General features: G+C 63.1%; 22 protein-coding genes. 9 read left to right on the forward strand and 13 right to left on the reverse strand.

The window, feature by feature from the left end; genetic code table 11:
- Positions 1–57: 57 nt before the first annotated feature.
- The 5 genes from AAIL66_RS16220 to AAIL66_RS16240 form a co-directional block, all read right to left on the reverse strand.
- Entirely contained in the window at positions 58–207 is a 150-nt protein-coding gene (locus tag AAIL66_RS16220; protein WP_343497225.1) for a hypothetical protein, read from the reverse strand.
- A 137-nt stretch (positions 208–344) separates the two neighbouring features.
- Positions 345–1,112, reverse strand: a complete 768-nt coding sequence (locus tag AAIL66_RS16225) for a tyrosine-protein phosphatase (RefSeq protein WP_343497226.1) — start codon at positions 1,110–1,112, stop codon at positions 345–347.
- Between the two features lie 106 nt (positions 1,113–1,218).
- Complete coding sequence (locus AAIL66_RS16230) at positions 1,219–2,760, reverse strand: AMP-binding protein (protein ID WP_080746054.1); 1,542 nt, start codon at positions 2,758–2,760, stop codon at positions 1,219–1,221.
- 14 nt (positions 2,761–2,774) lie between these two features.
- On the reverse strand, positions 2,775–4,424 hold the full coding sequence (locus AAIL66_RS16235; protein ID WP_343497227.1) for an acyl-CoA dehydrogenase family protein: 1,650 nt from the start codon (positions 4,422–4,424) through the stop codon (positions 2,775–2,777).
- Between the two features lie 103 nt (positions 4,425–4,527).
- Positions 4,528–5,772 carry a branched-chain amino acid ABC transporter substrate-binding protein gene (locus AAIL66_RS16240; RefSeq protein ID WP_343497228.1) on the reverse strand — a complete coding sequence of 415 codons (1,245 nt, stop codon included), beginning with the start codon at positions 5,770–5,772 and terminating at the stop codon, positions 4,528–4,530.
- A 168-nt stretch (positions 5,773–5,940) separates the two neighbouring features.
- On the opposite strand from AAIL66_RS16240, the gene AAIL66_RS16245 reads away from it, so the two are divergent.
- Entirely contained in the window at positions 5,941–6,534 is a 594-nt protein-coding gene (locus AAIL66_RS16245) for a TetR/AcrR family transcriptional regulator (protein WP_343497262.1), read from the forward strand.
- Positions 6,535–6,599: 65 nt separating this feature from the next.
- Here the strand turns inward: AAIL66_RS16245 and AAIL66_RS16250 are convergent, their stop codons facing one another.
- Positions 6,600–9,524 carry a DNA topoisomerase III gene (locus tag AAIL66_RS16250; protein WP_012840372.1) on the reverse strand — a complete coding sequence of 975 codons (2,925 nt, stop codon included), beginning with the start codon at positions 9,522–9,524 and terminating at the stop codon, positions 6,600–6,602.
- A 117-nt stretch (positions 9,525–9,641) separates the two neighbouring features.
- On the opposite strand from AAIL66_RS16250, the gene AAIL66_RS16255 reads away from it, so the two are divergent.
- From AAIL66_RS16255 to AAIL66_RS16265, 3 genes are all read left to right on the forward strand, one after another.
- Entirely contained in the window at positions 9,642–10,148 is a 507-nt protein-coding gene (locus AAIL66_RS16255; RefSeq protein WP_003064766.1) for an SET domain-containing protein-lysine N-methyltransferase, read from the forward strand.
- 134 nt (positions 10,149–10,282) lie between these two features.
- On the forward strand, positions 10,283–11,113 hold the full coding sequence (locus tag AAIL66_RS16260; RefSeq protein WP_003064764.1) for a biotin--[acetyl-CoA-carboxylase] ligase: 831 nt from the start codon (positions 10,283–10,285) through the stop codon (positions 11,111–11,113).
- 156 nt (positions 11,114–11,269) lie between these two features.
- Positions 11,270–12,073 (forward strand): hypothetical protein, encoded by an 804-nt coding sequence (locus AAIL66_RS16265; protein WP_034394517.1) that lies wholly within the window; start codon positions 11,270–11,272, stop codon positions 12,071–12,073.
- A 90-nt stretch (positions 12,074–12,163) separates the two neighbouring features.
- On the opposite strand, the gene AAIL66_RS16270 is transcribed toward AAIL66_RS16265, so the two are convergent.
- The 4 genes from AAIL66_RS16270 to AAIL66_RS16285 form a co-directional block, all read right to left on the reverse strand.
- Positions 12,164–13,141: a tripartite tricarboxylate transporter substrate binding protein BugE gene (locus tag AAIL66_RS16270; RefSeq protein ID WP_003064761.1), complete on the reverse strand. Its 978-nt coding sequence runs from the start codon at positions 13,139–13,141 to the stop codon at positions 12,164–12,166.
- A gap of 220 nt (positions 13,142–13,361) precedes the next feature.
- Positions 13,362–14,804 carry a sensor histidine kinase gene (locus tag AAIL66_RS16275; protein ID WP_039050368.1) on the reverse strand — a complete coding sequence of 481 codons (1,443 nt, stop codon included), beginning with the start codon at positions 14,802–14,804 and terminating at the stop codon, positions 13,362–13,364.
- 112 nt (positions 14,805–14,916) lie between these two features.
- Entirely contained in the window at positions 14,917–15,594 is a 678-nt protein-coding gene (locus tag AAIL66_RS16280) for a response regulator transcription factor (RefSeq protein WP_003064757.1), read from the reverse strand.
- 126 nt (positions 15,595–15,720) lie between these two features.
- Positions 15,721–16,212: a MarR family transcriptional regulator gene (locus AAIL66_RS16285; RefSeq protein WP_012840368.1), complete on the reverse strand. Its 492-nt coding sequence runs from the start codon at positions 16,210–16,212 to the stop codon at positions 15,721–15,723.
- 138 nt (positions 16,213–16,350) lie between these two features.
- Here AAIL66_RS16285 and recA point away from each other — a divergent pair, with 138 nt between their 5' ends.
- The 3 genes from recA to AAIL66_RS16300 all read left to right on the forward strand — a co-directional run bounded on the left by recA (position 16,351) and on the right by AAIL66_RS16300 (position 18,919).
- Complete coding sequence (gene recA / locus AAIL66_RS16290; RefSeq protein WP_034394511.1) at positions 16,351–17,460, forward strand: recombinase RecA; 1,110 nt, start codon at positions 16,351–16,353, stop codon at positions 17,458–17,460.
- 185 nt (positions 17,461–17,645) lie between these two features.
- Complete coding sequence (gene recX / locus AAIL66_RS16295; protein WP_034351075.1) at positions 17,646–18,122, forward strand: recombination regulator RecX; 477 nt, start codon at positions 17,646–17,648, stop codon at positions 18,120–18,122.
- Positions 18,123–18,184: 62 nt separating this feature from the next.
- Positions 18,185–18,919: a hypothetical protein gene (locus AAIL66_RS16300; RefSeq protein WP_343497229.1), complete on the forward strand. Its 735-nt coding sequence runs from the start codon at positions 18,185–18,187 to the stop codon at positions 18,917–18,919.
- Positions 18,920–18,943: 24 nt separating this feature from the next.
- Here the strand turns inward: AAIL66_RS16300 and yddG are convergent, their stop codons facing one another.
- From yddG to argC, 3 genes are all read right to left on the reverse strand, one after another.
- Positions 18,944–19,858: an aromatic amino acid DMT transporter YddG gene (gene yddG, locus AAIL66_RS16305; RefSeq protein ID WP_034351073.1), complete on the reverse strand. Its 915-nt coding sequence runs from the start codon at positions 19,856–19,858 to the stop codon at positions 18,944–18,946.
- Positions 19,859–20,138: 280 nt separating this feature from the next.
- The gene (locus tag AAIL66_RS16310; RefSeq protein ID WP_343497230.1) at positions 20,139–21,482 is read right to left on the reverse strand and encodes an MFS transporter; all 1,344 of its coding nucleotides are present in this window, start codon (positions 21,480–21,482) and stop codon (positions 20,139–20,141) included.
- Between the two features lie 341 nt (positions 21,483–21,823).
- A complete protein-coding gene (gene argC / locus AAIL66_RS16315) occupies positions 21,824–22,756 on the reverse strand; it encodes an N-acetyl-gamma-glutamyl-phosphate reductase (RefSeq protein ID WP_054074263.1) in 933 nt (310 codons plus the stop codon).
- A 472-nt stretch (positions 22,757–23,228) separates the two neighbouring features.
- On the opposite strand from argC, the gene sucC reads away from it, so the two are divergent.
- On the forward strand, positions 23,229–24,389 hold the full coding sequence (sucC, locus tag AAIL66_RS16320) for an ADP-forming succinate--CoA ligase subunit beta (protein ID WP_003064741.1): 1,161 nt from the start codon (positions 23,229–23,231) through the stop codon (positions 24,387–24,389).
- Positions 24,390–24,409: 20 nt separating this feature from the next.
- Positions 24,410–25,309, forward strand: a complete 900-nt coding sequence (gene sucD, locus AAIL66_RS16325; protein ID WP_003064739.1) for a succinate--CoA ligase subunit alpha — start codon at positions 24,410–24,412, stop codon at positions 25,307–25,309.
- Positions 25,310–25,452: the final 143 nt, after the last annotated feature.

Here is a 25,452-nt window from a genome sequence, read left to right on the forward strand (position 1 = left end):
TAAAAACAAAAGCCCGCCGTGCATGGAGCACGGCGGGCTTTTTTGTGCCTGCGAAGCCTACCAGGTGCGGCTGACGCCTGCGTCCACCGTACCAAAGATTTCCACGCCGCCGGAGCCGCTGGAGCTGGAGGAGGCCGGTATGGTGCCGGAGCAGGCCGTCAGCGCCAGCGTGGCGGCTGCTGCGGCCAGGGTGAGCCATTTGCGCATCTGCATTTCCTTGTCCGCATCCATTGCGGCTTATGGCCCATGGTAGCGGGCCGAAGATACCTTGCCGTAACAGCTTGTTATGCCTGAAATTGGTATGAAACCAATTCAGGATAAACATTGGCAGCTATCAAATTTGATCAAGTCTCCAGATACAGCTTGGCCAGTCGCTCGCGTGCAGCACCGTCTATACCCAGCACCTGGGTCAGATAGCGGTCCACGCTGCCATGCTGGGCGCGCACCACATCGACCGAGGCCATCAGGTAGGACGGCTGCACGCGCCACAGCGCGTCCAGAGCCTCTTCGGACAGCTGGCCGTACATCTGGGCGGGGCGTCTGAAGTATTGATTGGTCAGCAGATAGTCTTCCATGATCTGCTCCTCGTCCACACCCAGCGCCGTCAGCAGCAGGGCAGCGGCCCAGCCCGTGCGGTCCTTGCCGGCCGTGCAGTGGAAGACCAGCGGCGCATCGCTGAGCTGCAGCAGCGCGAGGAACTGTGCAAAGCGACTGCCGTACACGTTCACAAAGCTGCGGTAGGTGTCATGCATCAGCTCCTCGGTATCGCGGCTGCTGAGGCTGCGGCCCTGCTCCATCATGGACTGGGCGCGCTGCACTACCGTGGGCTCGACGACCAGGGCATGGCGTTCGATCCTGGGCCAGTCATAGGAGAGATGCGCGCTTTCGCCTTCGCCGCGAAAGTCCGCGCTGCGGTGGATGCCCAGCTTTTGCAGCTGTTCCAGGTCCTGCTGCGTCAGATGCGCCAGATGGGCGGAGCGGTACAGCTTGCCCCATTGCAGGCGGCGGCCGTCCAGGCCCCGATATCCGCCCAGATCACGGAAATTGGAGGCTCCCGAGAGGGAGACTTGGCGCGCTGGGCGCTCCGTCAGCAGGTCGTGGTTCAGTTGCATATCACTGCTTATAGCGGATTGCAAAGACCCGTCCATGTCATCCGTGTTACCCAGCTGCGGCGCATGCATCGTCGGCCCCGACGAAAAGCGCCGCCTGCCTTTGACCTCAGTGGCTGGTCGTGCTGCCGCGCAGCATGTGCTTGAGCAGCTTGCCGGTCGCGGTGCGTGGCAGCGCGTCACGGATTTCGAAGATGCGCGGAATCTTGTAGCGAGCCAGCCTGGTCTCCATGAACTGGCGCAGATCCTCATGGTCCGGCGTCTTGCCGGGCTTGAGAGTCAGCACTGCCACCACGGTCTCGCCCCATTCGGGATGAGGGCGGCCGATGACGGCCACGTCCTGCACATCGGGGTGGGTGCAGAGCACGTCTTCCACTTCCTTGGAGTAGACGTTCTCGCCGCCGGTGACGATCATGTCCTTGAGTCTGTCCACGATGTAGAGATAGCCGTCCTCGTCCACGCGCGCCAGGTCGCCGCTGCGATACCAGCCCTGGTCATCCAGCACGGCGGCCGTGGCCTCGCGGTTGTCCAGATAGCCTTGCATCATGGCCGCAGAGCGCAGGCAGATCTCGCCCACTTCGCCGGGGCCGCACAGGCTGCCGTCCTGACGGCGCACTTCCAGTTCAACGCCGGGTATGGCGCAGCGACCTATGGAGCCTGCCTTGGCCACGGCTTCTTCGGGGTAGAGCACGGTGCCCAGAGGGCCTGATTCGGTCATGCCATAGACCTGCATGAAGCGGTCGCTGCGATAGACCTGAGCCAGCTTGCGTGCCATGTCCGCGCCCAGAGGGCCACCGCCGTAGGCCCACAATCGCATGGCGCTGAAGTCGTAGCTGGCCACATCGGGCACCACGGACAGCGGAGCCAGAAAGGCAATCGGTGCGCCGAAGGTGAAGCTGATGCGTTCCTGCGCCAGCGTTTCCAGAAACTCCCTGGGCGCATATTCGCGCATCAGCACGGCGGTGCCGCCCATGAGCAAGGTGCCCAGGAACCAGTTGTTCAGCGGCGACGAGTGCCAGATGGGCATGGCGATCAGCGTGCGCTCCGTGGGCGCCAGCGAGGTGGCCGCCGCTGCACACAGGGCGGCATGGAAGACATTGGCATGGCTGTGCAGGCAGCCCTTGGGCTGGCCCGTGGTGCCGGAGGTGTAGAGAATCTCGGCCAGAGCGTGTGGCGCAGGTCGGCCATGCTCGTCGCCGCAGGGCGCAGCCTGTGCCAGCAGCTCATCGAAGCAGTCCAGGCCCTCGGCGGCAGAAGCTGTGCTCAGCCACTGCATGTCGGCCAGCGGCTGTGGTTCGGCCTGGATGGCGGTGATCAGCGAAGCGCGCGCACCATCCACAAGGCATAGGCGGGCACCCGAGTGGCGCAGTATGTAGCTGACCTCCGGGGCCTGCAGCTTGTGGTTGATGGGCACGACGACCGCACCCAGCCGCCAGGCGCCAAGCAGCGCAAACACAAAGCCAGGGGTGTTGAAGCACAGCAGGCCTACCTTGTCGCCCTGGCGCACGCCTTGCTCATAAAGCACGGTGGCGGCTCGGCGGCCGGCCTGCGCCAGCGCGGCATAGCTCCAGTCCTGGCCGTCGGCGCGCAGCGCCAGTTTTTCGGGGCGCGTGCGTGCCTGCTGGTCGAGCAGGGAAATGAAATTCATCATTGCTGGCGTCCTCCTCAGCCAGTCCAGGCATTGCGCAGCAGGGCGGCTGGGTCGCTGCTGCCGAAGGCAACACCTGCCACCGGGCCCCAGTCCGGGTCGAAGCGGCTGCCGATGAAGGCCGAGGCACTGTCGCTGCCCGCATGCTGCAGCATCAGCGTGGCTTGCACCGTGGTGGCCAGGCGCTGGGTGAAGCGGCGAGCCTCGCGCTCCAGCTCCTGCGGGGGCAGGGTGACGGCCTGGCGCAGCTTGTCCACCTGCGCACGCAGCACGGCTTCCTCCGAACCGACTTCACGCAAATGGTCCAGCAGCAGATGGGCGTCGTCCGGATTGCGGGCAATGGCGCGCAGCACATCCAGGCACATGACGTTGCCCGACCCCTCCCAGATGGAGTTGACGGGTGCTTCGCGGAACAAGCGCCCCATGGGGCCGGTCTCTACATAGCCGTTGCCGCCGAAGACTTCCATGGCTTCGCCTGTGTAGCCCACGGCACGCTTGCAGTTCCAGAACTTGGCGGCAGGCGTGACGATGCGGCGCCAGGCCTGATCCAGAGGGTCTTCGGAGCCAAAGCGTGCAGCCAGATCCATGGCCAGCCAGGTGGCGGCTTCGGATTCCAATGCCATATCGGCCAGCAGGCCGGTCATCACCGGCTGCTCTACAAGGGGCAGGCCGAAGGCATGGCGGTTGCGCGTGTAGTGCAGGGCCTGGACCAGGGCCTGGCGCATGAAGCCTGCACTGGACAGCGCACAGTCAAGGCGGGTGTAGGTGGCCATTTCGATGATGGTGGAAATGCCCCGGCCTTCCTGGCCTATGAGCACGCCCCAGGCGTTGTCGAACTCCACTTCGCTGCTGCTGTTGGAGCGGTTGCCCACCTTGTCCTTGAGGCGCTGGATATGAATGGCGTTCTTGCTGCCGTCGGGCCGCCAGCGTGGCACGAAAAAGCAGGTGGGGCCGCGCTCCTCGGTCTTGGCCAGCACCAGATGCCCGTCGCACATGGGGGCCGAGAAGAACCACTTGTGGCCGGTGATCAGGTATTCCTCGCCCCAGGGGCCGCTGCTGCCCGATGGGTTCAGGGCCACGGCACGCGTGGTGTTGCTGCGCACATCGCTGCCGCCCTGGCGCTCCGTCATGCCCATGCCCACGGTGATGGAACGCTTGCCCTCGGCGGGGATATCGCGCGCGTCGTAATCGGTGGATTCCAGCAGCGGCCCCAGCACCGCATTGAGTTGCGGGTTGATGCGCACCAGCGGAATGCTGGCCTTGGTCATGGTCGTCGGGCAGGTTGAGCCGGACTCGATCTGGCTGTGCATGAACAGCGATGCGCCATAGGCGGCCCAGGCCGTTGGCCGCTTGTCGGTGAAGGGCAGGTTGGAGATGCCGTTGCGCCGTGCAATCGTCATCATCTGGTGCCATGCAGGGTGAAAGCGCACCTGGTCGATACGGTCGCCCGAGGGCGAATGCGTGTGCAGCTCGGGCTCGAAATGGTTGGCTTCTTCTGCGGCGCGCAGCGTGGCTTCGGCGCCGTATTCCGCGCCCTGGCGTTGCAGCTCCGGGTCGCGCCACTGTGCGCCGCCGCGTGTCACGGCACGCTGCAGCACCGGATCGCTGGTGTAGACGTTGTAGTCCTTGAGCTCCGGAGCCTGGTTATGGGGGTGGATGCCAGTCATGATGTCTCTTCCTTGCTATGTGGCCCTGCCCGCAGCAGGGCGCAGGGCTTTGTGATTTCTATGTCATGCGCAACTGGCGGTCAGGGGCCGCCAGGGTGCAGGTTCAGGATGGCCGCTTCATCTTGCAGCTGGTGTCCAGGCTGGCCGCCGGTGCGGAAACCGTGCTCACGGGCTTCCATCCCAGGCCCGTTCCTTCCTGGTCATGCACCACGGCCTTGCCGTCCACTTGTTCCCAGCTCAGCACATGGATGGGTTGCTGGGCCTGGTGGTCGCTCTTGCGCATTTCCACGGGGCCGTTGATGCCCTCGAAGCGCATGCCCGACATCCTGGCCGCGACGGCGGCAGGTTCCACGGACTTGGCTTCGCGTATGGCCTGGGCCAGCATCAGCATGGCGTTGTGGCCCAGGCCGTTGATGAAGTCCTCGTTGAACTGGCGCTTGAAGCCCGGCAGCAGCGGGTTGCTTGCCAGTGGCTCAGAGTTGGGGCTGAAGGCCGAGATCAGCTTGACCCTGCCTTGCCCTGCTGCCCCCATGGCGCTGGGCACGCCGAAGTTGTTGCCGTTGAGGGTGTAGAAGTCCGTGCTCAAGCCAGCTTCGCGTGCGGCCCGCACGATCAGCGCCAGATCGGCACCGAAGTCTGCGGTGATGACGGCATCGGCCCCGGATTGCTTGATCTTGGCGATATAGGGGGAGTAATCCTTGACCTGGCCCAGCGGGTGGAAGTCATCGCCCACGATCTTCAGATCGGGGCGCTTGGCCGCCAGCATGCTGCGTGCGGCGCGCGAGACTTCCTGGCCATAGGCATAGTTGGGGTTGAGCAGAAAGACCTGCTTCACCTGCTTTTGCCCGGCCAGATAGGAGGTCAGCGCGGCCACCTTCATGTCCGAGTTCGCATCGGTGCGAAAGTGCCAGTAGCTGCACCTGGCATTGGTCATCTGCGGTGCCTGGGCCGCATAGTTCAGGTAGATGATTTCCTTGCCGGGGTTGCGGCTGTTGTGCTTTTCGATGGCTTCCTGCAGTGCCAGGCCCACGGCCGAGGAGCTGGCACCCTGCACCACATAGCGGATGTTCTGTCCGATGATGGAGTTGAGCTGGCTCAGCGCCTCCTGTGCGGAGAGGCGGTTGTCGAAGGGAACGACCTCGAACTTCACGGCACCGGCCCAGCTTTGCTCGTTGGCAAGCTTGGCGCTGTACTGGAAGCTCTTGAGTATGTTCAGGCCCAGCCCCGCCATGGGGCCGCTCATGGCATCCAGCGAGGCAATCTTCACCACCGTGGCCGGCTGCGCATGAACGAGTGATGCGAAGGCCAGAGCCACTGCCGCCAGGGGAGTGGAAATACGAGGGTGCATGCTTGTCTCCGTCCTCTCATAAGAATTTTTTATTCACCAGGCCGCAATGCACAATGGCATCAAGGTACCTGTCAAAAATTCTAGGAAACCGTGCAAAAAAGGTGTTCGGATTTGGCCAGCATGAAACCACGCACTCCTTCGACCGCGACAGCAGGGCGTCGCCGCCCTTTGCAGTCCCGCGCGCGGCAGACGTTTCAGGCCCTGCAGGACGCCTTTGTTCGGCTTTTGCTTGAGCGCAGCTACGCGGAAATCACCGTGCGCGAGATCGTCCTGGTGGCGGGCACCGGGCTGGGCAGCTTCTACGAGTACTTCTCGGGCAAGGAAGACCTGGCCAAGGTCTGCCTGCATCTGCGTTCCAAGTCGCTGCTGTTGGGCATTCGCGGCGTGACCGGCAGTCATTCGGGCCAGCCGCTGATGCAGATTGCCGAGGCGGTGATCGAGTCACAGCTGCAGGCGCACCGCGAGCGGGCAGATGAATGGGGTGCCCACTATCTGCTGGAGCGCCACTACTCCACTTCCGAGGCCTACCGCAAGATGTTCGAGCGCTTTGTGGACGCCTGGGCCGCAGCCATAGAGCAGGCCGCCGATCTGCCACCGGACTACCCGGTGCGCGATGCAGCACGGGTGAGCCAGTGCATTCTGTACGGCCTGTTCAATCACAGCTATCTGGCCGCCGATGCACCGCCGGATCTGGACTTGCTGCGCCAGCGCGCCAACACGGCCATATCCGGTTATCTGAACGCCTTGCGCTGCGCTGCCTGAAATGAAAAAGACCGCCAGCGGCAAGCCGTGGCGGTCCTCGTTGGTCATTGCGGCAGGGCTGGCGATCAGCTCACATGCTTGCCCACAATGCCGGCCAGCTCGAACATGCTGATCTGCTCCTTGCCGAACACCGGCTTGAGCTTGGCGTCGGCGTTGATGGCGCGCTTGTCCTTGGCGTCCTGCAGGCCGTTGGCCTTGATGTAGTCCCAGAGCTTTTTGATCACGTCGGGGCGCGAGGTGGGTTCGCTGCCGATCACGGCGGCCAGGTCGGCGCTGGGCTTGAGCGTGGCGCTCACGGTGCGGGGCTTCTTCACCGCAGCGGTCTTGGTCGCTGTCTTGGCGGCGGTCTTCTTGGCTGCCGTGCCTGTCTTCTTGGCGGCAGCCGTCGTGGTTTTGGCCGCCGCTGCGCCGGCAGTCTTGCGTGCCGGGTATTTGCCTTCGCGCTGCTCGAACTCGAAGTTCACCTTGCCCGCAGCACCATCCCAGACCAGGAAGGCCTTGAAGTTGCGGCGCGTGCGGTTGGAGACGAACTTCTCCAGCAGATCGGTCTTGCCGGTCTGCAGCAGCTTGCTCATCTGCTCGCGTTCGATGGGCTGCTGCAGGATGATCTGGCCGCTCTTGAAGTCGCAGCTGGGCGTGGTCTGGGCCAGCGTGGGAACGGCCTTGGAGCAGACATAGTTGGCGCCATGCTCGAAGACGGGCGAGCCGCACTTGGGACAGGGGCCCAGGCTTTGCTGGTGGGCAAAGTCCACGATCTCGCCCGTGTCCTCGGAGTCCTTGTCGTCGCCGAAGTCGAATTCCAGCTTGAAGTTGCTGTTTTCCTCGTCACGCACGATGGCGACCTCGGCCACGAACGGCCAGCCGGCCTTGGAGCGGAAGCCTTCCAGCGGGCCGATGCGGCGTTCGCGCAGCAGCTGCTCGGCCTCGGCCGTCTCGAAGGTGCGGCCGGCCGGCGACTTGGTGAACGAGAAGCCGCAGCCTTCGCTGGCGCCATTGGCGCCCGTGCAGGCGTAGCGGCGGTAGTTCTCCTTGACCACGCCGCCGCAGTTGGGGCAGGGCGTGGAGAGCGTCGCGTAATCACCGGGAATGGTGTCGCGGTCGTATTCCTTGGCCTTCTTGACCAGCTTCTCGGTCATGGCCTGGATCTGCTGCATGAAGGCTTCGCGCGAGAGCTGGCCTTTTTCCATCTGCGACAGCTTGAATTCCCATTCGCCGGTCAGGTCGGCACGGCACAGCTCCTCGACTTCCAGGCCGCGCAGCAGCGTCATCAGCTGGAAGGCCTTGGCTGTGGGGATCAGCTCGCGGCCTTCGCGCAGCATGTACTTTTCCGTCAGCAGGCCTTCGATGATGGCCGCGCGCGTGGCTGGCGTGCCCAGGCCTTTTTCCTGCATGGCTTCACGCAGCTCGTCGTCGTCGATCTGCTTGCCGGCGCTTTCCATGGCACCCAGCAGCGTGGCTTCGGAGTAGCGTGCCGGCGGCTTGGTCTTGAGGCCCTTGACATCGGCGTGGTGGGTGCGCGGCTGCTCGCCGGGCTGCACGGCCACCAGGGGCTGGCCCTTGTCGCCTTCCTTGGCGTCCTCCACCTCGTTGGCTGCTTCCTTGCCGTAGATGGCCAGCCAGCCCGGCTTGACCAGCACCTTGCCCTCGGTCTTGAAGCTGTGCTGCTCCACCTTGCTGATGCGTGTGGTGACCTGGTATTCGGCGCTGGGGAAGAACACGGCCATGAAGCGGCGTACGACCAGGTCGTACAGCTTCTGTTCGGCTTCCGACAGGCCCGAAGGGGCCTGCGTGGTCGGGATGATGGCAAAGTGATCCGACACCTTGCTGTTGTCGAAGACGCGCTTGGTGGGACGGATGTAGTTGTCGTTGATGGCCTGCTGGGCAAAGGGTGCCAGATGGCGCATGCCGCTGGTGGCCAGCATGTCGAAGGTCTGGCGCGCCACGGGCAGATAGTCCTCGGGCAGGGCGCGCGAGTCGGTACGAGGGTAGGTCAGGGCCTTGTGGCGTTCGTACAGGCTTTGCGCCAGCGCCAGCGTGGTCTTGGCCGAGAAGCCGAACTTGCCGTTGGCCTCGCGCTGCAGGCTGGTCAGGTCGAACAGCAGGGGCGAAGCCTGGGTGGTGGGCTTGCTCTCTTCGGTCACCTGGGCTGGCTTGCCCTGCACGGCGGCGGCAATCGCTTCGGCATCGGCCTTGTTCCACAGGCGGTCGGCCTTGGCCTCGGCATCGTCCGATTTCTTCCACTGTGGGTTGAACCACTTGCCCAGGTACTGGCCGGCCTGGGCGTCGAAAGTGCCGTGCACTTCCCAGTAGTCGCGGCTGACGAATTTGCGGATCTTTTCCTCGCGCTCCACCACCAGGGACAGGGTGGGTGTCTGCACGCGGCCCACGGTGGTCAGGAAGAAGCCGCCGTCGCGCGAGTTGAAGGCCGTCATGGCGCGCGTGCCGTTGATGCCCACCAGCCAGTCGGCTTCGGAGCGGCTGCGCGCGGCGCTGGCCAGGCCCTGCATCTGGGCATCGCTGCGCAGATTGTTGAAGCCGTCGCGAATCGCCTGCGGCGTCATGGACTGCAGCCACAGTCGCTTGACGGGTTTGCCCAGGCCGCCCTTGGCGCCGCCCGCGTATTGCTCGATCAGGCGGAAGATCAACTCCCCCTCGCGGCCCGCGTCACAGGCGTTGATGAGTTCGGTCACATCCTTGCGCTTGGCCTGCTTGACCACGGCGTTCAGGCGGGTCTTGGTCTTGTCCACGGGCTTGAGGTCGAAGCGCGGGGGGATGACCGGCAGGTTGGCAAAACTCCATTTGCCGCGCTTGACATCGAATTCTTCGGGCGCCTGAATCTCCACCAGGTGGCCGACCGCACTGGTCACCACATAGCTGTCTGATTCGAAATAGTCATCGTGTTTTTCGAACTTGCCTGCCACCGGGGTCAGCGCACGGACGATGTCCTGTGCGACAGAAGGCTTTTCTGCAATCACCAGGGTTTTAGTCATTGTGTGTTCTCGTCGTCATTAACCACCTGAACCCGAATCGAAACTCAGGCTCATACAATTCGCTTCTCACGCGCGCGCATGCGCACATGTGTGCATATTCAAAGTATCAGAGAAAACATGCCCCGCACATCACTGGCCTCTTCAACGGGCCGACGCATCCAGACCCGGCGCTCCGGCGTTCATGGCAAAGGCGTTTTCGCCGCGCAGGATATTGCGGAAGGCGAAACCATTATTGAGTACGTGGGTGAAGTGATTGACTGGCAGGAGGCGCAGGACCGTCATCCGCATGATCCCAGCCAGCCCAATCACACTTTTTACTTTCAGGTCGACGATGAGCGGGTGATAGATGCCACGCACAAGGGCAATTCCTCGCGCTGGATCAACCACAGCTGCGCGCCCAACTGCTACACCGACGAGATCGACGGTCGCGTCTATATCGTGGCGCTGCGCAATATTGCAGCGGGCGAAGAACTGAACTACGACTATGGCCTGATGGTGGAGGAGCGCTATACGGCCAAGCTCAAGGCTGAATATGCCTGCTACTGCGGCGCTGCGAACTGCCGCGGCACCATGCTGGCGCCGAAAAGGGGCTGGAAACCGCCGATGCCTGCAAGCATCCCCTGAGGCGCTGCACGCCTTCCCCTTCTCTCTACGCGCTTTGCGCTATGGGAAGGGGACGACGCCCTCGCTGCGGGGCTGCCCTTGCTTGGCGTCTCTGACTTGCGTTGCGCCAGTTTTTAGATTTGGATAGATAAAAAATGACTCAGCCGATTCACTGGAATGCCGAAGCCTTGTGGGAAGCCATTGCACCGCAGTTGCCGGGCTTTACGGTCGAGGTGCTGCCGACCATCGACTCCTCAAATACCGAACTCATGCGCCGCGCGCGCGACGGGCTGACGGATCCGGTGCTGTTGATTGCCGAGCAGCAAACCCAGGGCCGAGGCCGCCTGGGCCGCAACTGGGTCAGCGGCGTCGGTGATTCGCTGATGTTCTCGCTGGGCCTGCCGCTGGCACCGCGCGACTGGTCGGGGCTGTCATTGGCAGTGGGCGTGAGCGTGGCCGAGAGCCTGCAGCCCCAGCTTCCCGCAGCGGGGGCGGCGCCCAAGATCGGCATCAAATGGCCCAACGATCTGTGGCTGGAGGGCGACCGCAAGCTGGCCGGCATTCTGATCGAGACCGCCAGCTTTGTTGGCGGCCAACAGCACGATATGACGGCTCCGCGCTATGTGGTGATCGGTATCGGCATCAATGTGCGTCCCCGTCCCGGTGACGGCATGCGCACAGCCCCGGCCTGCCTGCAGGAGCTCGATGCCGCACTGGATGCGCCCACGGCCCTGGCCTGCATATTGCCCAACCTGGTGGCCGAGGTGCAGAGCTTTGCCCGGCATGGCTTTGCTCCGCTGATGCAGCGTTTCGCCCAGCGCGACCTGCTGGCCGGACGCGAGGTGAATCTGAGCGACGGCACGAGCGGCATGGCTCAGGGTGTGGCTGCCGATGGCGGCTTTCTGGTGCGTACAGCGACCGGGCTGCAAGCCGTGACCAGTTCCGAAATCAGCGTGCGTCCGGCTGGCAGCCCGCTGCAGGCTTGAAATGAAGCACCTCCTGAGGCGCTTTGCGCCTTCCTCCTCTCTCTACGCGCTGCGCGCCAGGGGAGAAGGACGCAGCCCTCGCTGCGGGGTCGCCCAGGCCCTTGCTCGGCTGCCCGCGAGCGGCTGCAGCCCATGGATAACTGATGTGAGAAACCTATGCTGAGAATCGTTTTCCTGCTCTTGCTGCTGGGCAACGCGGGTTACTACATGTGGAGCCACGGCTATCTGGCCGGCATGGGGCTGGCGCCGGAGTTGCAGTCCGAGCCGCAGCGCCTTCAGGAGCAGATCAGGCCGGATGCCCTGGTGCTGCAGCAGCCCGAAGCGGCACAAGCTCCGGCCGTTGAACCGGCAAAGACTATGGAGCCCGAAGCGCCTGCGGTGGACGACAGCGCGCCGCCCGCCGCTCCCGAAAGCAAGTCGGATGGCAAGCCCGAAGCTGCAACCGTCGCAGCCAGGGAAACCAAGGACGCCAAGGACACAAAGGATGCCAAGACCGCCATCAAGGAGCCCGAGGCCTGTTATCAGGCCAACGGCATCGAAGAGGCACAGGCCGACAGCATTCGCCGTGCGCTGGCGGGCAAGTCCAAGAGCGATTGGGAGCTGGTGGCCAGCCATCAGGGCGGGCGCTGGATGGTCTATATGGGCAAGTTCCCAGACGCCGAATTCATGGACCGCAAGCGCGGCGAGTTGCGCCTGATGAATATCGACTTCGACCGCGCCGGCGGCAGCTTCGAGCCCGGTCTGTCGCTGGGACGTTTTTCGACGGAAGAAGCCGCCCAGCGCCAGCTGGCCACTTTCGCGCGCCAGGGCGTGCGCACCGCGCGCGTGGTGCAGGAGCGTCCCGATGTGACGACCTATGCGCTGCGTCTGCCCAAGGCCACGCCGACCTTGCGCAACGAAGTGGCGGCGCTGGCTGGCAAGAATCTGGTGCCCAAGGCCTTGCAGGCCTGCGCCAAGTAATTTTCGTAGCTGCTATCGCAAGAAAGGCCTGCATTTGCAGGCCTTTTGCATTGGAAAACCAGTTGCGACAAGCGCAACCAGCTCCTGTTTTTAGTCCAGATGAATATTGGCGACAGCGGCCAGCTTCTTCATCTTGGCCACTTCGCTGGCGATCTGCTTGGTGAAGTCGGCGCTCGATGTGCCCGAGGGGTACAGGCCTTGAGCAGCCATGCGTTGCTTGACGGCAGGGTCCTTGAGTGCGGCAATGATGGCTTTTTGCACACGTTCCACTTGTGCGGCGGGCGTGTTCTTGGGGGCCACCAGGCCGAACCAGGACGGCTCGTTCAGATCGGGGTGACCGGCCTGCGCATAGGTCTGCACATCGGGCAGCACGTCCAGGCGTTCATGCCAGGACACGGCCAGGGCGCGCACCTTGCCCGACTTGATATGGGGCAGCGAAGAGTTCACCTGGTCGAAGTACACGGGAACCTGGTTGCCCAGCACGTCGTTGATGGCAGGAGCCGAGCCACGGTAGGGGATGTGGTGCATTTCGGTGCCCGTGCTCTTGAGGAACTGGGCGCCCCACATATGGCCGATGGTGCCGTTGCCGGGGGTGGCATAGGACACCTTGCCGGGGTTGGCCTTGAGGTAGGCCACAAACTCGGCAAAAGTCTTCACGGGAATCAGCTTGGGGTTGATCACCAGCACGCCGGGGGCCTTGACGATCTCGGTCACGCCCACGAAGTCGTTGATCGCGTCGTAAGGCAGCTTCTTGAACACGGCGGGGTTCACGCCATGGGTGGACAGGGTGGCAATACCGAACGTCACGCCATCGGTGGCGCGAGCCACTTCTGCCATGCCGATGGAGCCGCCGGCGCCGGCCTTGTTTTCAATCACCACGGCCTGGCCGCCCAGCAGCTTGATCAGCACGTCCTGCATATTGCGGGGCACCATGTCGGTGGGGCCGCCAGCGGGGAAGGGCACGACGATGCGCAGAGGACGCGATGTGTCCTGCGCCATGCTCATGCCGGAGAAAGAAGAAGCGGCTGCGGCAGCAGCGGCGGTGTAGATGAATTGACGTCGTTGCATCAAAAAGCTCCCAGGATCCAGTGATTCCAAATTGCTGTCTTGCAGAGCGCAAATAGCGACTCTTCAGACAACCCATGATCGAATTGATTCTAGGGTAAGCGAGAACTTGCCAAATACGCAGTTTCCGATACGTGCATCGGGGCAAACGGGCGCAAAGCCAAGCCTGGCGCGGCTTCTCAGCTTTGAGAGGCACCGAATTGGTGCATTTCTAGGTTGTGCTTCACTGCTGTCCGGGCATGGCCTTGAAGCGCACGGTAAACAGCGCCCCCGGCGGGGTATGAGCGGGCCTGGCATCCTGCAGCAGCACTTGCGCGCCGTGCTGACGGGCGATTTCCATGACGATGGGCAGGCCCAGACCGGAGCCGTCGGCTTCGGAGCCCAGCGCCCGGTAAAAGGGCTGGAAGATCAGTTCGCGCTCGCCCAGCGGCACGCCGGGGCCTGAATCCTCGACTTGCAGCAGCAGAATCTGGCCGAAATGATCGGCCTGCACGCGCACGGTGACCACGCCTGGCTGTTCGCTGGTCGATGGCGTGTAGTTGATGGCGTTGTCCACCAGATTGCGCACCAGCTCGGCCAGCAGCGTGGCATTGCCGTTGAGCCAGACACCGGGCGTGCTGGCGCTGGCACCCTCGTAGCCCAGGTCTATGTGCTTGTCCATGGCGCGCGGCAGGCAGTCCTGCACCACGTCGGTGACGATGCGCACGAGGTTGCAGCCCTGCATGGCGGGCACGGCGCTCTCGGCCCGTGCCAGTGCCAGCAGCTGGTTGACAGTATGGGTGGCACGCATGCTTGAGCGGCCGATCTGCGCCAGCGAGCGCTTCAGGTCTTCGGTATTCGTGCCCTCGCGCTGGGCCAGGTCGGCCTGCATGCGCAGGCCCGCCAGCGGGGTCTTGAGCTGGTGGGCCGCGTCGGCCAGAAAACGTTTTTGCGTGGCGATGGAGTCATGCAGGCGCTGCAGCAGATCGTTGACCGAATCGACCAGCGGCACCACCTCCAGCGGCACATCCTTGTGATTGATGGGCGAGAGATCCTCGGGCTTGCGCGCGCGGATGCGCTCCTCCAGCCGGTGCAGCGGCTTGATGCCGCGCGCCAGCGCCAGCCAGACCAGCAGGGCGGCCAGCGGCAGGATGACGAACTGCGGCAGCATCACGCCCTTGATGATTTCCGTGGCCAGCACGCTGCGCTTTTCGCGTGTTTCCGCGACCTGCACGAGGGCGTTGGGCTCGCCGGGCAGCGGCATGCGCACCCAGATGTAGGCCACGCGCAGGTCAATGCCCTTGTATTCCTCATCGCGCAGCAGCACCGAGCCGGTGGGCGTGTCCTCGTCGACGGAGGGCGGGCGCGGCAGGTCGCGCTCGCCGGCCAGATATTCGCCCCTGGTGCCGCTGACCTGGAAGAACACCGTGTCCGATTCATCGGCGCGCAGGATCTCGCTGGCCGACTGCGGCAGATTGAACTGCACCTTGCCGCGCTGCACGATGACCAGCTGAGCCAGGGCCTGGGCGTTGTACTCCAGCGCGCGATCGAAGGGCTTGTTGGCCAGGCCCTGGGCCACCAGCCAGGTCAGCGCCAGGCTCACGGGCCAGAGCAGCAGCAGCGGCGTGAGCATCCAGTCGAGGATCTCGCCGAAGAGGGATCGCTGCTCACGCTGAAAAATTTTCATGCTTGTAAAACTGGCGTATTCCAACTCAGGGATGGCCAGCAAGGGCCGCCCCGCAGCAAAGGCCATCGTCCCCCTCGGGGGGAAGCGGTGGGGGCCGCCTAGGCAAAGCCGCTCAGGGGGGGGCTATCTTTTCCAGGCAGTAGCCGAGGCCACGCACGGTGGCGATGCGGATCGGGCCTTTCTCGATTTTCTTGCGCAGGCGGTGGATATAGACCTCGATGGCGTTGTTGCTCACCTCTTCGCCCCATTCGCACAGGCGCTCCACCAGCTGGTCCTTGCTGACCAGGCGGCCCGCGCGCTGCAGCAGCACCTCCAGCAGGCCCAGCTCGCGCGCCGACAGCTCCACCATCTTGCCGTCTATGGTGGCGACCCGGCCGGTCTGGTCATAGACCAGCGGGCCATGCTTGATGGTGGAGCTGGCGCCGCCCATGCCGCGACGCGTGAGGGCGCGCACGCGCGCTTCCAGCTCGGACAGCGCAAACGGCTTGGCCATGTAGTCGTCCGCACCATAGTCCAGGCCCTGTACGCGCTCTTCGATCGAATCGGCGGCCGTGAGAATCAGCACCGGCAGCGCATCGCCGCGCCCGCGCAGGCGCTTGAGCACTTCCAGGCCGTGCACCTTTGGCAGGCCCAGATCGAGAATCAGCAAATCGAATTCGCTGCTGGTCAGCAAGGCGGTATCGGCCTCGCTGCCGTTGGCCACATGGCTGACGACGGCACCCGAGCTGCGCAGCGTGCGCAGCAGGCCATCCGCCAGCACCTGGTCGTCTTCGGCAATCAGTATGCGCATGTGTGTCTCCTGCTTGTTATGTGTGCCTGTTTGCACTTTTGCTGCCATTGTAGGGATGGCTCATGGCCGTTCGGGGCAATTCTCGACAGCCGCTCATAGGCGTCAAGAAGGCGTCAATACAGAATCTCAGTAGCCTTCGGCATAGGCTTCCAGGCCCAGCGCGACCACGGTGGCCACATCCGCGCCCACGGCTTCGCGAAATTCGGCCTCGGCCTGGCTTACGGCGTCGTGAAAAGCCTGCAGCCAGGCCAGACCCGCATCGGTGAAGCGCACGCGCCTGGCGCGCGCATCATGCGGGTCGGCCTCGCGCGTGACCAATCCCCAGGCTTCGCACTGCGCCACCAGATCGGCCATGGCCTGCTTGGTCATGCCGGCCTTGTCGGCCAGATCGGTGAGCCGGTCGCCAGCCAGCGACAGATGGCGCGTGATGTGGATATGGGCCGCTCCTACCTTGTCGCGCGCCGCCAGATTGGATAGCGCCAGCGGCACCTCCACTGCACGCGCCATGAGCTGCAGCACGCGCGCATCGAAGCGGCGCATGGCATGGCCCAGCAAACGGCCCAGATGGGTCTGGCGCCAGGCATCGGCGGGCGGGGTGACAGGGGCGATTTCTGACATGGATAAATAGTAAGGCAAACTGACTAAATATTTAAATAAATCTGCAGTATCCGCATCTAAACTACTGTTCAAGCATCCAGCCTGAATGCAAAAACAGGACTGGCCACAGACAGTCATTCACCTACTTCGGAGCCTGATATGAACGCCATCGCCAAGACCAACGACGCCAACAGCGAAAAAGCCAAAGCCCTGGCTGCAGCCCTGGCCCAGATCGAAAAGCAGTTCGGCAAGGGCACCATCATGAAGCTCGGTGAAGGTGAGGCCATCGAAGACATTCAGGTCGTCTCCACCGGCTCCCTGGGTCTGGACATCGCGCTGGGCGTAGGTGGTCTGCCCCGTGGCCGCGTGATCGAAATCTACGGTCCCGAATCCTCGGGCAAGACCACGCTGACGCTGCAGGTCATTGCCGAGATGCAAAAGCAGGGCGGCACCTGCGCCTTTATCGACGCGGAACATGCGCTGGACACCAGCTATGCCCAGAAGCTGGGCGTGAACCTCAGCGACGTGCTGATCAGCCAGCCCGACACCGGTGAGCAGGCTCTGGAAATCTGCGACAGTCTGGTGCGCTCGGGTGCCGTGGACCTGATCGTCATCGACTCGGTGGCCGCATTGACGCCCAAGGCCGAAATCGAAGGCGAGATGGGCGACGCCCTGCCCGGCCTGCAGGCCCGTCTGATGAGCCAGGCCCTGCGCAAGCTGACGGCCACCATCAAGAAGACCAACTGCATGGTCATCTTCATCAACCAGATCCGCATGAAGATCGGCGTGATGTTCGGCTCGCCCGAGACCACCACCGGCGGCAATGCGCTGAAGTTCTATGCCTCCGTGCGTCTGGATATCCGCCGCACCGGCACCATCAAGAAGGGCGACGAGGCCATCGGCAACGAAACCAAGGTCAAGGTCGTGAAGAACAAGGTCTCGCCCCCCTTCAAGACGGCAGAGTTCGACATTCTGTTTGGCGAAGGCATCAGCCGCGAAGGCGAGATCCTGGACATGGGCGTGAACGCCAAGATTCTGGAAAAGAGCGGTGCCTGGTATGCCTACAACGGCGAAAAAATCGGCCAGGGCCGCGACAACTCGCGTGAATTCCTGCGCGAGAACCCCGCGCTGGCCATCGAAATCGAAAACAAGGTGCGCGAAAGCCTGGGCATCAAGCTGCTGCCCGTGGACGGTGCTGCGGCTGCCGAATCCAAGCCTGCCAAGGGCGGCAAGGGCAAGGTGGACAAGGACGGCGTGATTGAAGGTTGATTCAGTCACCCTGAGGCGCCATGCGCCTTTCGCGAAAGGGGACTACATCCTCGCTGCGGGTGCGGCCCCTGCTTGATGTCCCTGGCTTGGTGAGCGCCAGTGTTTGAGTGCGGGCCTCATTGCTCAAAAGGTTTGCCATCTTTGCGCAGGTTCGTCCTGCGCCTTTTTGTTTCTGGAGATGCGTCGTGAGCTTTGCCAAACTTTCACTCAAGGGCCGCGCCCTCAAGCTGCTGGCGCAGCGCGAGCATTCGCGGCTGGAGCTGCAGCGCAAGCTGGCCGCCCATGTGGAGGAGGGCGACGATCTGAATGCCGTGCTCGACGAGCTGGAGCAGCGGGGCTTCATCAGCGTGGAGCGCGTGGTCGAGTCTGTCTTGCGCAGCAAGGCCGGCCGTTATGGCGCAGCGCGTCTGGTGCATGATCTGCGCAGCAAGGGGCTTGATGACGAGACCGTGCGCCAGGCGGGCGAGCAGCTGCGCGGCAGCGAGCTGCAGCGCGCGCGCGAGCTGTGGTGCAAGCGTTTTGGCAGCGTGCCCGTCGACCTCAAGGAAAAGGCCAGGCAGCTGCGCTTTCTGGCTTCGCGCGGCTTTTCGTCCAGCGTGGCTTCACGCGTGCTGCGCGATGCCCCATACTCCCCTGCACCCGACAGCGAGGACGAGGACTGAGGCGGCCACCCGGTCCCCGCCCGCCTGCGGCGGCAACAGCTTCTTACACCGGAGGGACCCACGTGCTGACTGCTTCGCAACCCCCTGATTCCCCATCCGCCTTGCGCGTGGGCCTGAGTGCCGGCAAATCGCTGCTGGGCGGCCTGATGCTGGGTGCCTTGCTGGCCCTGGTGCTGGGCTGCGGCGCGGCCGTGTTCTATTTTTCCCGCCTGATGGCCGATCCCGGCCAGGGCATTCATGCCTCGGCCCATACCGGCATCTACGGCGCCGTGATCAGCCTGCTGATGTCGCCGCCGCTGCTGGTGGCCGTGGTGCTGATCTTCATCATCCCCGCCTACCTCATGGTCGGTCTGCAGCTGGGCCGCGCCCGCGCGGCAGGCAAGCTGGTGGCGCGCTACGGTCAGGGCCTGGCCGAGCGCCTGGCTGCCATGCTGGCACAGCGCATCGAGGCCCTGCCCAGCGCTCACAAGGCCATGCACAAGGCGGCCGACCTGCTCACAGTGGGCGCGGCGATGGAGCATCTGCAGCCCTGGGTGGGCAACGGGCGTGCCGTGCAGTTCGTGGTGCGCAGCGTGCTCAATCGCCTGCCGCTGGCCGACCTGCTCGAGGAATGGGGGCGCACGCGTGCCCAGTGGGGCAGCGAAGGCGGCAAGGACGATCCGGCGCTGCGTGCCTTTCTGGGCGCTCGCATCGAGGAGATGCTGCAGGGCCTGACCGAGCCGCCCTGGACGCTGTTGTGGATTTTGCTGGCCGGCCATGCCGTCGTGCTCGGCCTGGGCATCTGGCTGACCGCCTGAGCGCCCGGCCGACCTGGCGCCGGCTCAATGTCGGTGGCTGCGCGTAGCCCACCAGCAGACCAGCGAACCCAGCGTGACCAGTGCCACGCCTTGCCAGAAGCTCCAGCCCGGCAGCACCTGCAGCAGTGCGCTGGCCATCAGCGCCGAGAGCACGGGTGTGAAATAGGACGCCGCAGCCAGCAGGGCCAGCTTGCCATGCTGGATGCCGTGCTCCCAGCAGCTATAGCCCAGTGCCGTGAGCGCCCCGACCAGCAAGACCTGGCCGGCGGTGAGCCAGCTCCAGAGCATGGGCTGTGACTCGCCCAGCATCAGCCACTTGAGCCACAGCGCGATGGCAGTCCAGGTCACGAACAGGCCTACGGCGTTGAAGCCGGCGCCATAGCGGCGCGCCAGCAGCGAGTAGGCCGGCCAGAGCAGGGCGGCCGCAAAGCCCATGCCATAGGCCAGCGGGTTGCCCAGCACATGGCTCCACATGACCGGCAGGCTGAAGCTGTCGCCGCCCAGCACGCGCGCCAGACCCCACAGGCAGATCAGCACGCCTGGCCAAAGCCACCAGCGAGCCGCCTGCTGGCCGCAGAGCACGGCCAGCACGATGGTGAGGCTGGGCCAGAGATAGTTGATGAGCCCGATTTCCATGGCCTGGCTGCGGTCGTGGGCCAGGCCCACGGCCACGGACAGGCAGATCTCATAGACCACGAACAGCAGGCCGCAGCCCCAGAGATAGGCCGGGTGCATGCTGCGCCAGCGTGCCAGCTCGCGCCAGCCTTTGCGCCCGCGTGCTGCGGCAATGCAGATGGCGGCCATGGTGTAGAGGCAGGCCGCGCCGCCGACGGCGCCCAGCGGCTCGGCCACGGCACGCATCAGGCCCACGGTGCAGCTCCAGCAGAGTACGGCGATCAGGCCGATGGCCGTGGCCTTTTGCGCGGCGGCTGCGTTCATGCGCAGCCGTTCCTGCTCCTGAAGCAGGATCTGTTAACGTTAGTCCTATCTGAAAAATTCACAATAACTGCCATGTAAACCTTGTAAATGCTGCGCAGGCTGCTGCGAAATTGATGAATGCAGATATGAAAAAAGCCGCAGACCTGCGGCTTTGGAGGGTAAGGGCGAGGGCTGCGCTATGCGCGGCCCGGCACTCTGCCGTTGACGGTCATGCCGTGCATATTGTCATCGCTGTCGTGGAACTGCTTGCGCATATTGCATCTGGCCTGCGGCCTATGGGTCATGGATGCTGTTTGGCGACCCCGGCGCTGTCGCGCTTCACGAACAGCAGCACCAGAATGGCGGCACAGAACTCCACGGCAGCGATGATGAGCAGGCCTGGCGCATACGAGCCGCTGCTGGATTTGAGCAGACCCAGCAACTGCGGCGAGAAGTAGCCGGCCAGATTGGCTGCAGAGTTGATGACCGCCAGGCCCACGACCAGGGCAGTGGCCGAGAGGAAGCGGTTGGGAATCTGCCAGTACACGGGGATGGAGCCCATGGTGCCCAGCGATGACAGAGCCAGAGACGCGACGACGCCGGTCACATTGCCCTGCTGCAGGAACAAGGCCGTCAGCACCAGCCCGACAGCGCCCATGGCAGCGGCAATCGCCGTGTGCCAGCGCACTTCCTTTTTGCGATCGGACAGCCAGCCGTTGCCCACCATGCCTATCCAGCCACAGGCGTAGATCAGGGACATGACCCAGCCCAAGGTCTTGAGGTCGGTGATGCCCACGGATTTGACGATGCTGGGTCCGTAGAACACCAGCGTGGAGTTGCCGGCCACGATGCAGAAGAAGATCAGGATCAGCATCAGCATGCGAGGATTGCGCATGGAGGCCCAGAAGCTGTGCTCGCGTTGGCCCAAAGAGGCTTCCTCGGCCTTGAGCTCTTCGGCTACATGCTGTTTTTCACGGGCGCTGAGCCAGGGGGCCTTGGCCGGTGTGTCGCTGAGCAGAAAGTAGGCAGCAATGCCCGCGAGAACGGACGGAATGCCTTCGATGATGAACAGCCATTGCCAGCCCGCATGATTGGCCACGCCATGGAAGGTTTCCATCAGATAGGCGGCAATCGGGCTGCCCAGCATCAGCGACAGGGCCGACGCCGAGACAAAGAACGCCAGGGCCTTGCCGCGGCGGTGCGCCGGCAACCAGTAGGTCAGATAGAGAATCACGCCGGGCTGCAGGCCGGCTTCGAAAGCACCCATCAAGAAGCGCAGCACATAGAACTGCAAAGGCGTCTGCACCCAGGCCATGAGGATGCCGGTCACGCCCCAGCCTATGGTGATGCGCATGATGGTCTTCTTGGCCCCGAACTTGTGCAACAGCAGATTGCTGGGGACTTCAAAGAAGAAATAGCCGATGAAGAAGATGCCGGCCCCTGCGCCATAGACGGCGTCGGACCATTGCAGGTCGCTCATCATGGTCAGCTTGGCAAAGCCGACGTTGACACGGTCTACCCAGGCCAGAAACCAGATCAGGGTGAGAAACGGAATCAGCCGCCAGATGATGCGGCCAAAGGTGATGTCGCGCTCCTGCACGGTGCTGACATCGCTGCGCGCCGCCGAGACGGGGATGGAAGACATGGTTTCCTCGCTTTCGTACAACAGTGGGACTGAGAACGGCTACGAGAGCAGGGGTAGCAGCTCCGCGCATCCACTGCTGCCTGCGCGGATGCCGCCGCGCCGGGGGTCAGGCGCGGCCGGCATCACAAGGCCGGGAAAGGCTCTGGCAGGTACAGCTCAGATGGGGCGACTATAGAAGTGGCTTGCGCAAAGCACAGCCGGTGCTTTTCCGTCTGGACAAAACAAGAAATTTAAATTTCAAAAATGAAAATATGAAAAATTAATTTCTTTTTCGATTTTTGCCAGGACGTGGAAAGCAAAAAACGGCCACCAGGGCCGTTTTTTCGGGAGCAGGGCAGGGCTTACAGACCCAGCATGATCTGCAGGTTTTGCACGGCAGCGCCGCTGGCACCCTTGCCCAGATTGTCCAGGCGGGCAATCAGCACGGCCTGGCGGTATTGCTCGTTGGCAAATACGCGCAACTCCAGCTTGTTGGTATTGGCCAGGGTGTCGGCGGCCAGCTTGTTGTCATCAGTAGGCGGCAACACGCTGACCCAGTTGGCGCTGGTGTTGGTCTGGGCGTAATGGCTGGCCAGGGCGTCGTGCAGGTCGGCGGCCTTGGGTGCGCCGGGCAGCAGATCCAGGTGCAGCGGCAGCTGCACCAGCATGCCCTGGGCAAAGTTGCTCACGGCGGGGATGAACACGGGGCGGCGGGTCATGCCGGTGTAGTGCAGGATTTCGGGAATGTGCTTGTGCGACAGGCCCAGCGCGTAGGCCTCGTAAGGTGCGGCATCGCCGCCTTCATAGGCTTCGATCATGGTGCGGCCGCCGCCGGTGTAGCCGGACACGGAGGGTAGGCTCACGGGGTAGTCGGCGGGAATCAGGCCGGCAGCCACCAGCGGTGCCAGCAGGGCGATGGCGCCCGTGGCGTAGCAGCCGGGATTGGAGACGCGGGTGGCGCTCTTCACGGCGTCGAGCTGGCCGGCGCGCAGTTCGGGGAAGCCGTAGACCCAGCCTGCGGCCGTGCGGTGGGCAGTGGAGGCGTCGATGATCTTGATGGCGCGGCCTGTCTCTGCGGTGATGGAGTCCACCATGGCTGCGGTTTCACGGGCGGCATCGTCATGCAGGCAGAGGATGACCAGATCCACACCGGCAATCAGAGCGCGCTTGGCGGCCGGGTCCTTGCGCAGTGCGGGGTCGATGCTGACCAGTTCCACACCTGCAAAATCGACCAGACGATCACGGATCTGCAGGCCCGTGGTTCCTGCTTCTCCGTCAATAAAGACTTTTGCCATTGCATTTTCTCCTGCACCGGCGCGCGCATTTCTTGGTTTATATGCCGCTGCCTGCGGCACCATTGCCGCTTTCCGAACGGTGATTGTCCTTGAATCTCGTCAGGGATGTGCACTGCCTGTCTTTTGGGCAAGTCTCGCGCGAATGGCCCAGTGGACGTAGCAGCTATTAGCGGTTGTCAGCACATTGCCAGCCGCTGCCCCAATGTCCTTGACTCGTATATAAGACATAAGAAAGTTGCGGGAAGAAAAGATATCGTGTAGGAATAATTTCCCTAAAGAATTCAAGGCATTGCAGCTGTTTCCGGAACACGACAAAGTTGCGCGAAATTGTGGATTTTGCGCATGTTCAGGTGTCGTTTTGCGCGGTGCAGCATGGTACATTCCTGCTCGCCATGTCATATGAACCCGATGGCCAGGCTCCCCCGAGTCGGTGGCAAGCGGGTATTTCCCCTCAGTTCAGAGAGACAAAGTCATGAAGATTCATGAATACCAAGGCAAGGAAATCTTGCGCCAATTTGGTGTGCCCGTTCCCCGTGGCATTCCTGCGTTTACCGTGCAAGAGGCTGTTGAAGCAGCCCAGAAGCTGGGTGGACCCGTGTGGGTGGTGAAGGCCCAGATCCACGCTGGTGGCCGCGGCAAGGGCGGCGGCGTGAAGGTTGCCAAGTCCATCGAGGACGTGCAAAAGCTGTCCGAGCAGATCCTGGGCATGCAGCTGGTGACTCACCAGACTGGCCCCGAAGGTCAGAAGGTTCGCCGCCTGTACATCGAAGACGGCGCCGACATCAAGAACGAACTGTATGTGTCGCTGGTGACCGACCGCGCCACACAGAAGGTTGCCCTGATCGCTTCCAGCGAAGGCGGCATGGACATCGAGGAAGTGGCCCACTCCACTCCCGAAAAGATCATCACCGAGATGATCGACCCCCTGACCGGCATCACCGAAGCGCAATCGCGCAAGGTGGCAGCTGCCATCGGTCTGGAAGGCAAGTCCGTGGACCAGGCCGTGGATCTGTTCGCCAAGATCTACAAGTGCTACATGGACACCGACGCGTCGCTGGTGGAAATCAACCCCCTGAACTGCGACTCCAAGGGCGACCTGATGGCCCTGGACGCCAAGTTCAACTTTGACCCCAACGCTCTGTTCCGTCACCCCGAAATCGTGGCTTTCCGCGATCTGGATGAAGAAGACGCTGCCGAAATCGAAGCATCCAAGTTCGATCTGGCCTACATCTCCCTGGACGGCAACATCGGCTGCCTGGTGAACGGCGCCGGTCTGGCCATGGCCACCATGGACACCATCAAGCTGTTCGGCGGCGAACCAGCCAACTTCCTGGACGTGGGCGGCGGCGCTACGGCCGAGAAGGTGACCGAAGCCTTCAAGATCATGCTCAAGAACCCCGAAGTCAAGGGCATTCTGGTCAATATCTTCGGCGGCATCATGAAGTGCGACACCATCGCCACCGGCGTGGTCACTGCATGCAAGGCCGTGAACCTGTCCGTGCCTCTGGTCGTGCGCATGAAGGGCACCAACGAAGAACTGGGCAAGCAAATCCTCAAGGATTCCGGCCTGCCCATCATCGCTGCCGACACCATGGCTGAAGCAGCGACCAAGATCGTTGCTGCCGTTAAGTAATACGCCCCGGAGATAGAAACATGTCGATCTTTATCAACAAAGACACCAAGGTCATCACCCAGGGCATTACTGGCAAGACCGGCCAGTTCCACACTGAAAAGTGCCAGGAATACGCGAACGGCAAGAACTGCTTCGTGGCAGGCGTGAACCCCAAGAAGGCTGGCGAAAAGATTTTCGACATCCCAATCTTTGGTTCCGTCAAGGACGCTGCCAAGGAAACCGGCGCTACCGTGTCCGTGATCTACGTGCCTCCCGCAGGTGCTGCTGCGGCCATCTGGGAAGCTGTTGAAGCCGACCTGGACCTGGCCATCTGCATCACCGAAGGCATCCCCGTGCGCGACATGCTGGAAGTGCGCAACAAGATGAAGGCCAAGGAAGCTGCCGGCGGCAAGAAGACTCTGCTGCTGGGCCCCAACTGCCCCGGTCTGATCACGCCTGACGAAATCAAGATCGGCATCATGCCCGGTCACATCCACAAGAAGGGCCGCGTGGGCGTGGTGTCCCGTTCCGGCACGCTGACTTACGAAGCCGTGGCTCAGCTGACCGAACTGGGCATTGGCCAGTCCTCCGCCGTCGGTATCGGTGGCGACCCCATCAACGGTCTGAAGCACATCGACGTGATGCGCGCTTTCAACGACGATCCCGACACCGATGCCGTGATCATGATCGGTGAAATCGGCGGTCCCGACGAAGCCGAAGCTGCCCAGTGGTGCAAGGCCAACATGAAGAAGCCTATCGTGGGCTTCATCGCTGGCGTGACTGCCCCTCCCGGCAAGCGCATGGGCCACGCAGGTGCCCTGATCTCCGGCGGTGCCGACACTGCTGATGCCAAGCTGGCCATCATGGAAGAGTGCGGCTTCACCATCACCCGCAACCCTTCCGAAATGGGTCGCCTGCTGCAAGGCCTGCTGAAGAAGTAAGCTCGTGCAAAAGTTCGTGATACAGCGTTGAATTTACGCAGTATTACGAACTGGCAAGATGGGCTTCGCGCCCTACACTGCCTCCACTCTTAAAAGAAAGCGCCGCGCAATGCGGCGCTTTCATATTCAAAACAGTGGAGTCA

This window comes from Comamonas sp. F1-6 (assembly GCF_039581415.1).
GTDB classification, from domain to species: Bacteria; Pseudomonadota; Gammaproteobacteria; order Burkholderiales; family Burkholderiaceae_C; genus Comamonas; species Comamonas thiooxydans.

What these genes read in the sequence shown, in the direction of transcription:
- AAIL66_RS16220 (WP_343497225.1), bottom strand. Translation starts at nt 207, where the DNA reads ATGCGCAAATGGCTCACCCTGGCCGCAGCAGCCGCCACGCTGGCGCTG.
- AAIL66_RS16225 (WP_343497226.1), bottom strand. Translation starts at nt 1,112, where the DNA reads ATGCAACTGAACCACGACCTGCTGACGGAGCGCCCAGCGCGCCAAGTC.
- AAIL66_RS16230 (WP_080746054.1), bottom strand. Translation starts at nt 2,760, where the DNA reads ATGATGAATTTCATTTCCCTGCTCGACCAGCAGGCACGCACGCGCCCC.
- AAIL66_RS16235 (WP_343497227.1), bottom strand. Translation starts at nt 4,424, where the DNA reads ATGACTGGCATCCACCCCCATAACCAGGCTCCGGAGCTCAAGGACTAC.
- AAIL66_RS16240 (WP_343497228.1), bottom strand. Translation starts at nt 5,772, where the DNA reads ATGCACCCTCGTATTTCCACTCCCCTGGCGGCAGTGGCTCTGGCCTTC.
- AAIL66_RS16250 (WP_012840372.1), bottom strand. Translation starts at nt 9,524, where the DNA reads ATGACTAAAACCCTGGTGATTGCAGAAAAGCCTTCTGTCGCACAGGAC.
- AAIL66_RS16255 (WP_003064766.1), top strand. Translation starts at nt 9,642, where the DNA reads ATGCCCCGCACATCACTGGCCTCTTCAACGGGCCGACGCATCCAGACC.
- AAIL66_RS16260 (WP_003064764.1), top strand. Translation starts at nt 10,283, where the DNA reads ATGACTCAGCCGATTCACTGGAATGCCGAAGCCTTGTGGGAAGCCATT.
- AAIL66_RS16265 (WP_034394517.1), top strand. Translation starts at nt 11,270, where the DNA reads ATGCTGAGAATCGTTTTCCTGCTCTTGCTGCTGGGCAACGCGGGTTAC.
- AAIL66_RS16270 (WP_003064761.1), bottom strand. Translation starts at nt 13,141, where the DNA reads ATGCAACGACGTCAATTCATCTACACCGCCGCTGCTGCCGCAGCCGCT.
- AAIL66_RS16275 (WP_039050368.1), bottom strand. Translation starts at nt 14,804, where the DNA reads ATGAAAATTTTTCAGCGTGAGCAGCGATCCCTCTTCGGCGAGATCCTC.
- AAIL66_RS16280 (WP_003064757.1), bottom strand. Translation starts at nt 15,594, where the DNA reads ATGCGCATACTGATTGCCGAAGACGACCAGGTGCTGGCGGATGGCCTG.
- AAIL66_RS16285 (WP_012840368.1), bottom strand. Translation starts at nt 16,212, where the DNA reads ATGTCAGAAATCGCCCCTGTCACCCCGCCCGCCGATGCCTGGCGCCAG.
- recA (WP_034394511.1), top strand. Translation starts at nt 16,351, where the DNA reads ATGAACGCCATCGCCAAGACCAACGACGCCAACAGCGAAAAAGCCAAA.
- yddG (WP_034351073.1), bottom strand. Translation starts at nt 19,858, where the DNA reads ATGAACGCAGCCGCCGCGCAAAAGGCCACGGCCATCGGCCTGATCGCC.
- AAIL66_RS16310 (WP_343497230.1), bottom strand. Translation starts at nt 21,482, where the DNA reads ATGTCTTCCATCCCCGTCTCGGCGGCGCGCAGCGATGTCAGCACCGTG.
- argC (WP_054074263.1), bottom strand. Translation starts at nt 22,756, where the DNA reads ATGGCAAAAGTCTTTATTGACGGAGAAGCAGGAACCACGGGCCTGCAG.
- sucC (WP_003064741.1), top strand. Translation starts at nt 23,229, where the DNA reads ATGAAGATTCATGAATACCAAGGCAAGGAAATCTTGCGCCAATTTGGT.
- sucD (WP_003064739.1), top strand. Translation starts at nt 24,410, where the DNA reads ATGTCGATCTTTATCAACAAAGACACCAAGGTCATCACCCAGGGCATT.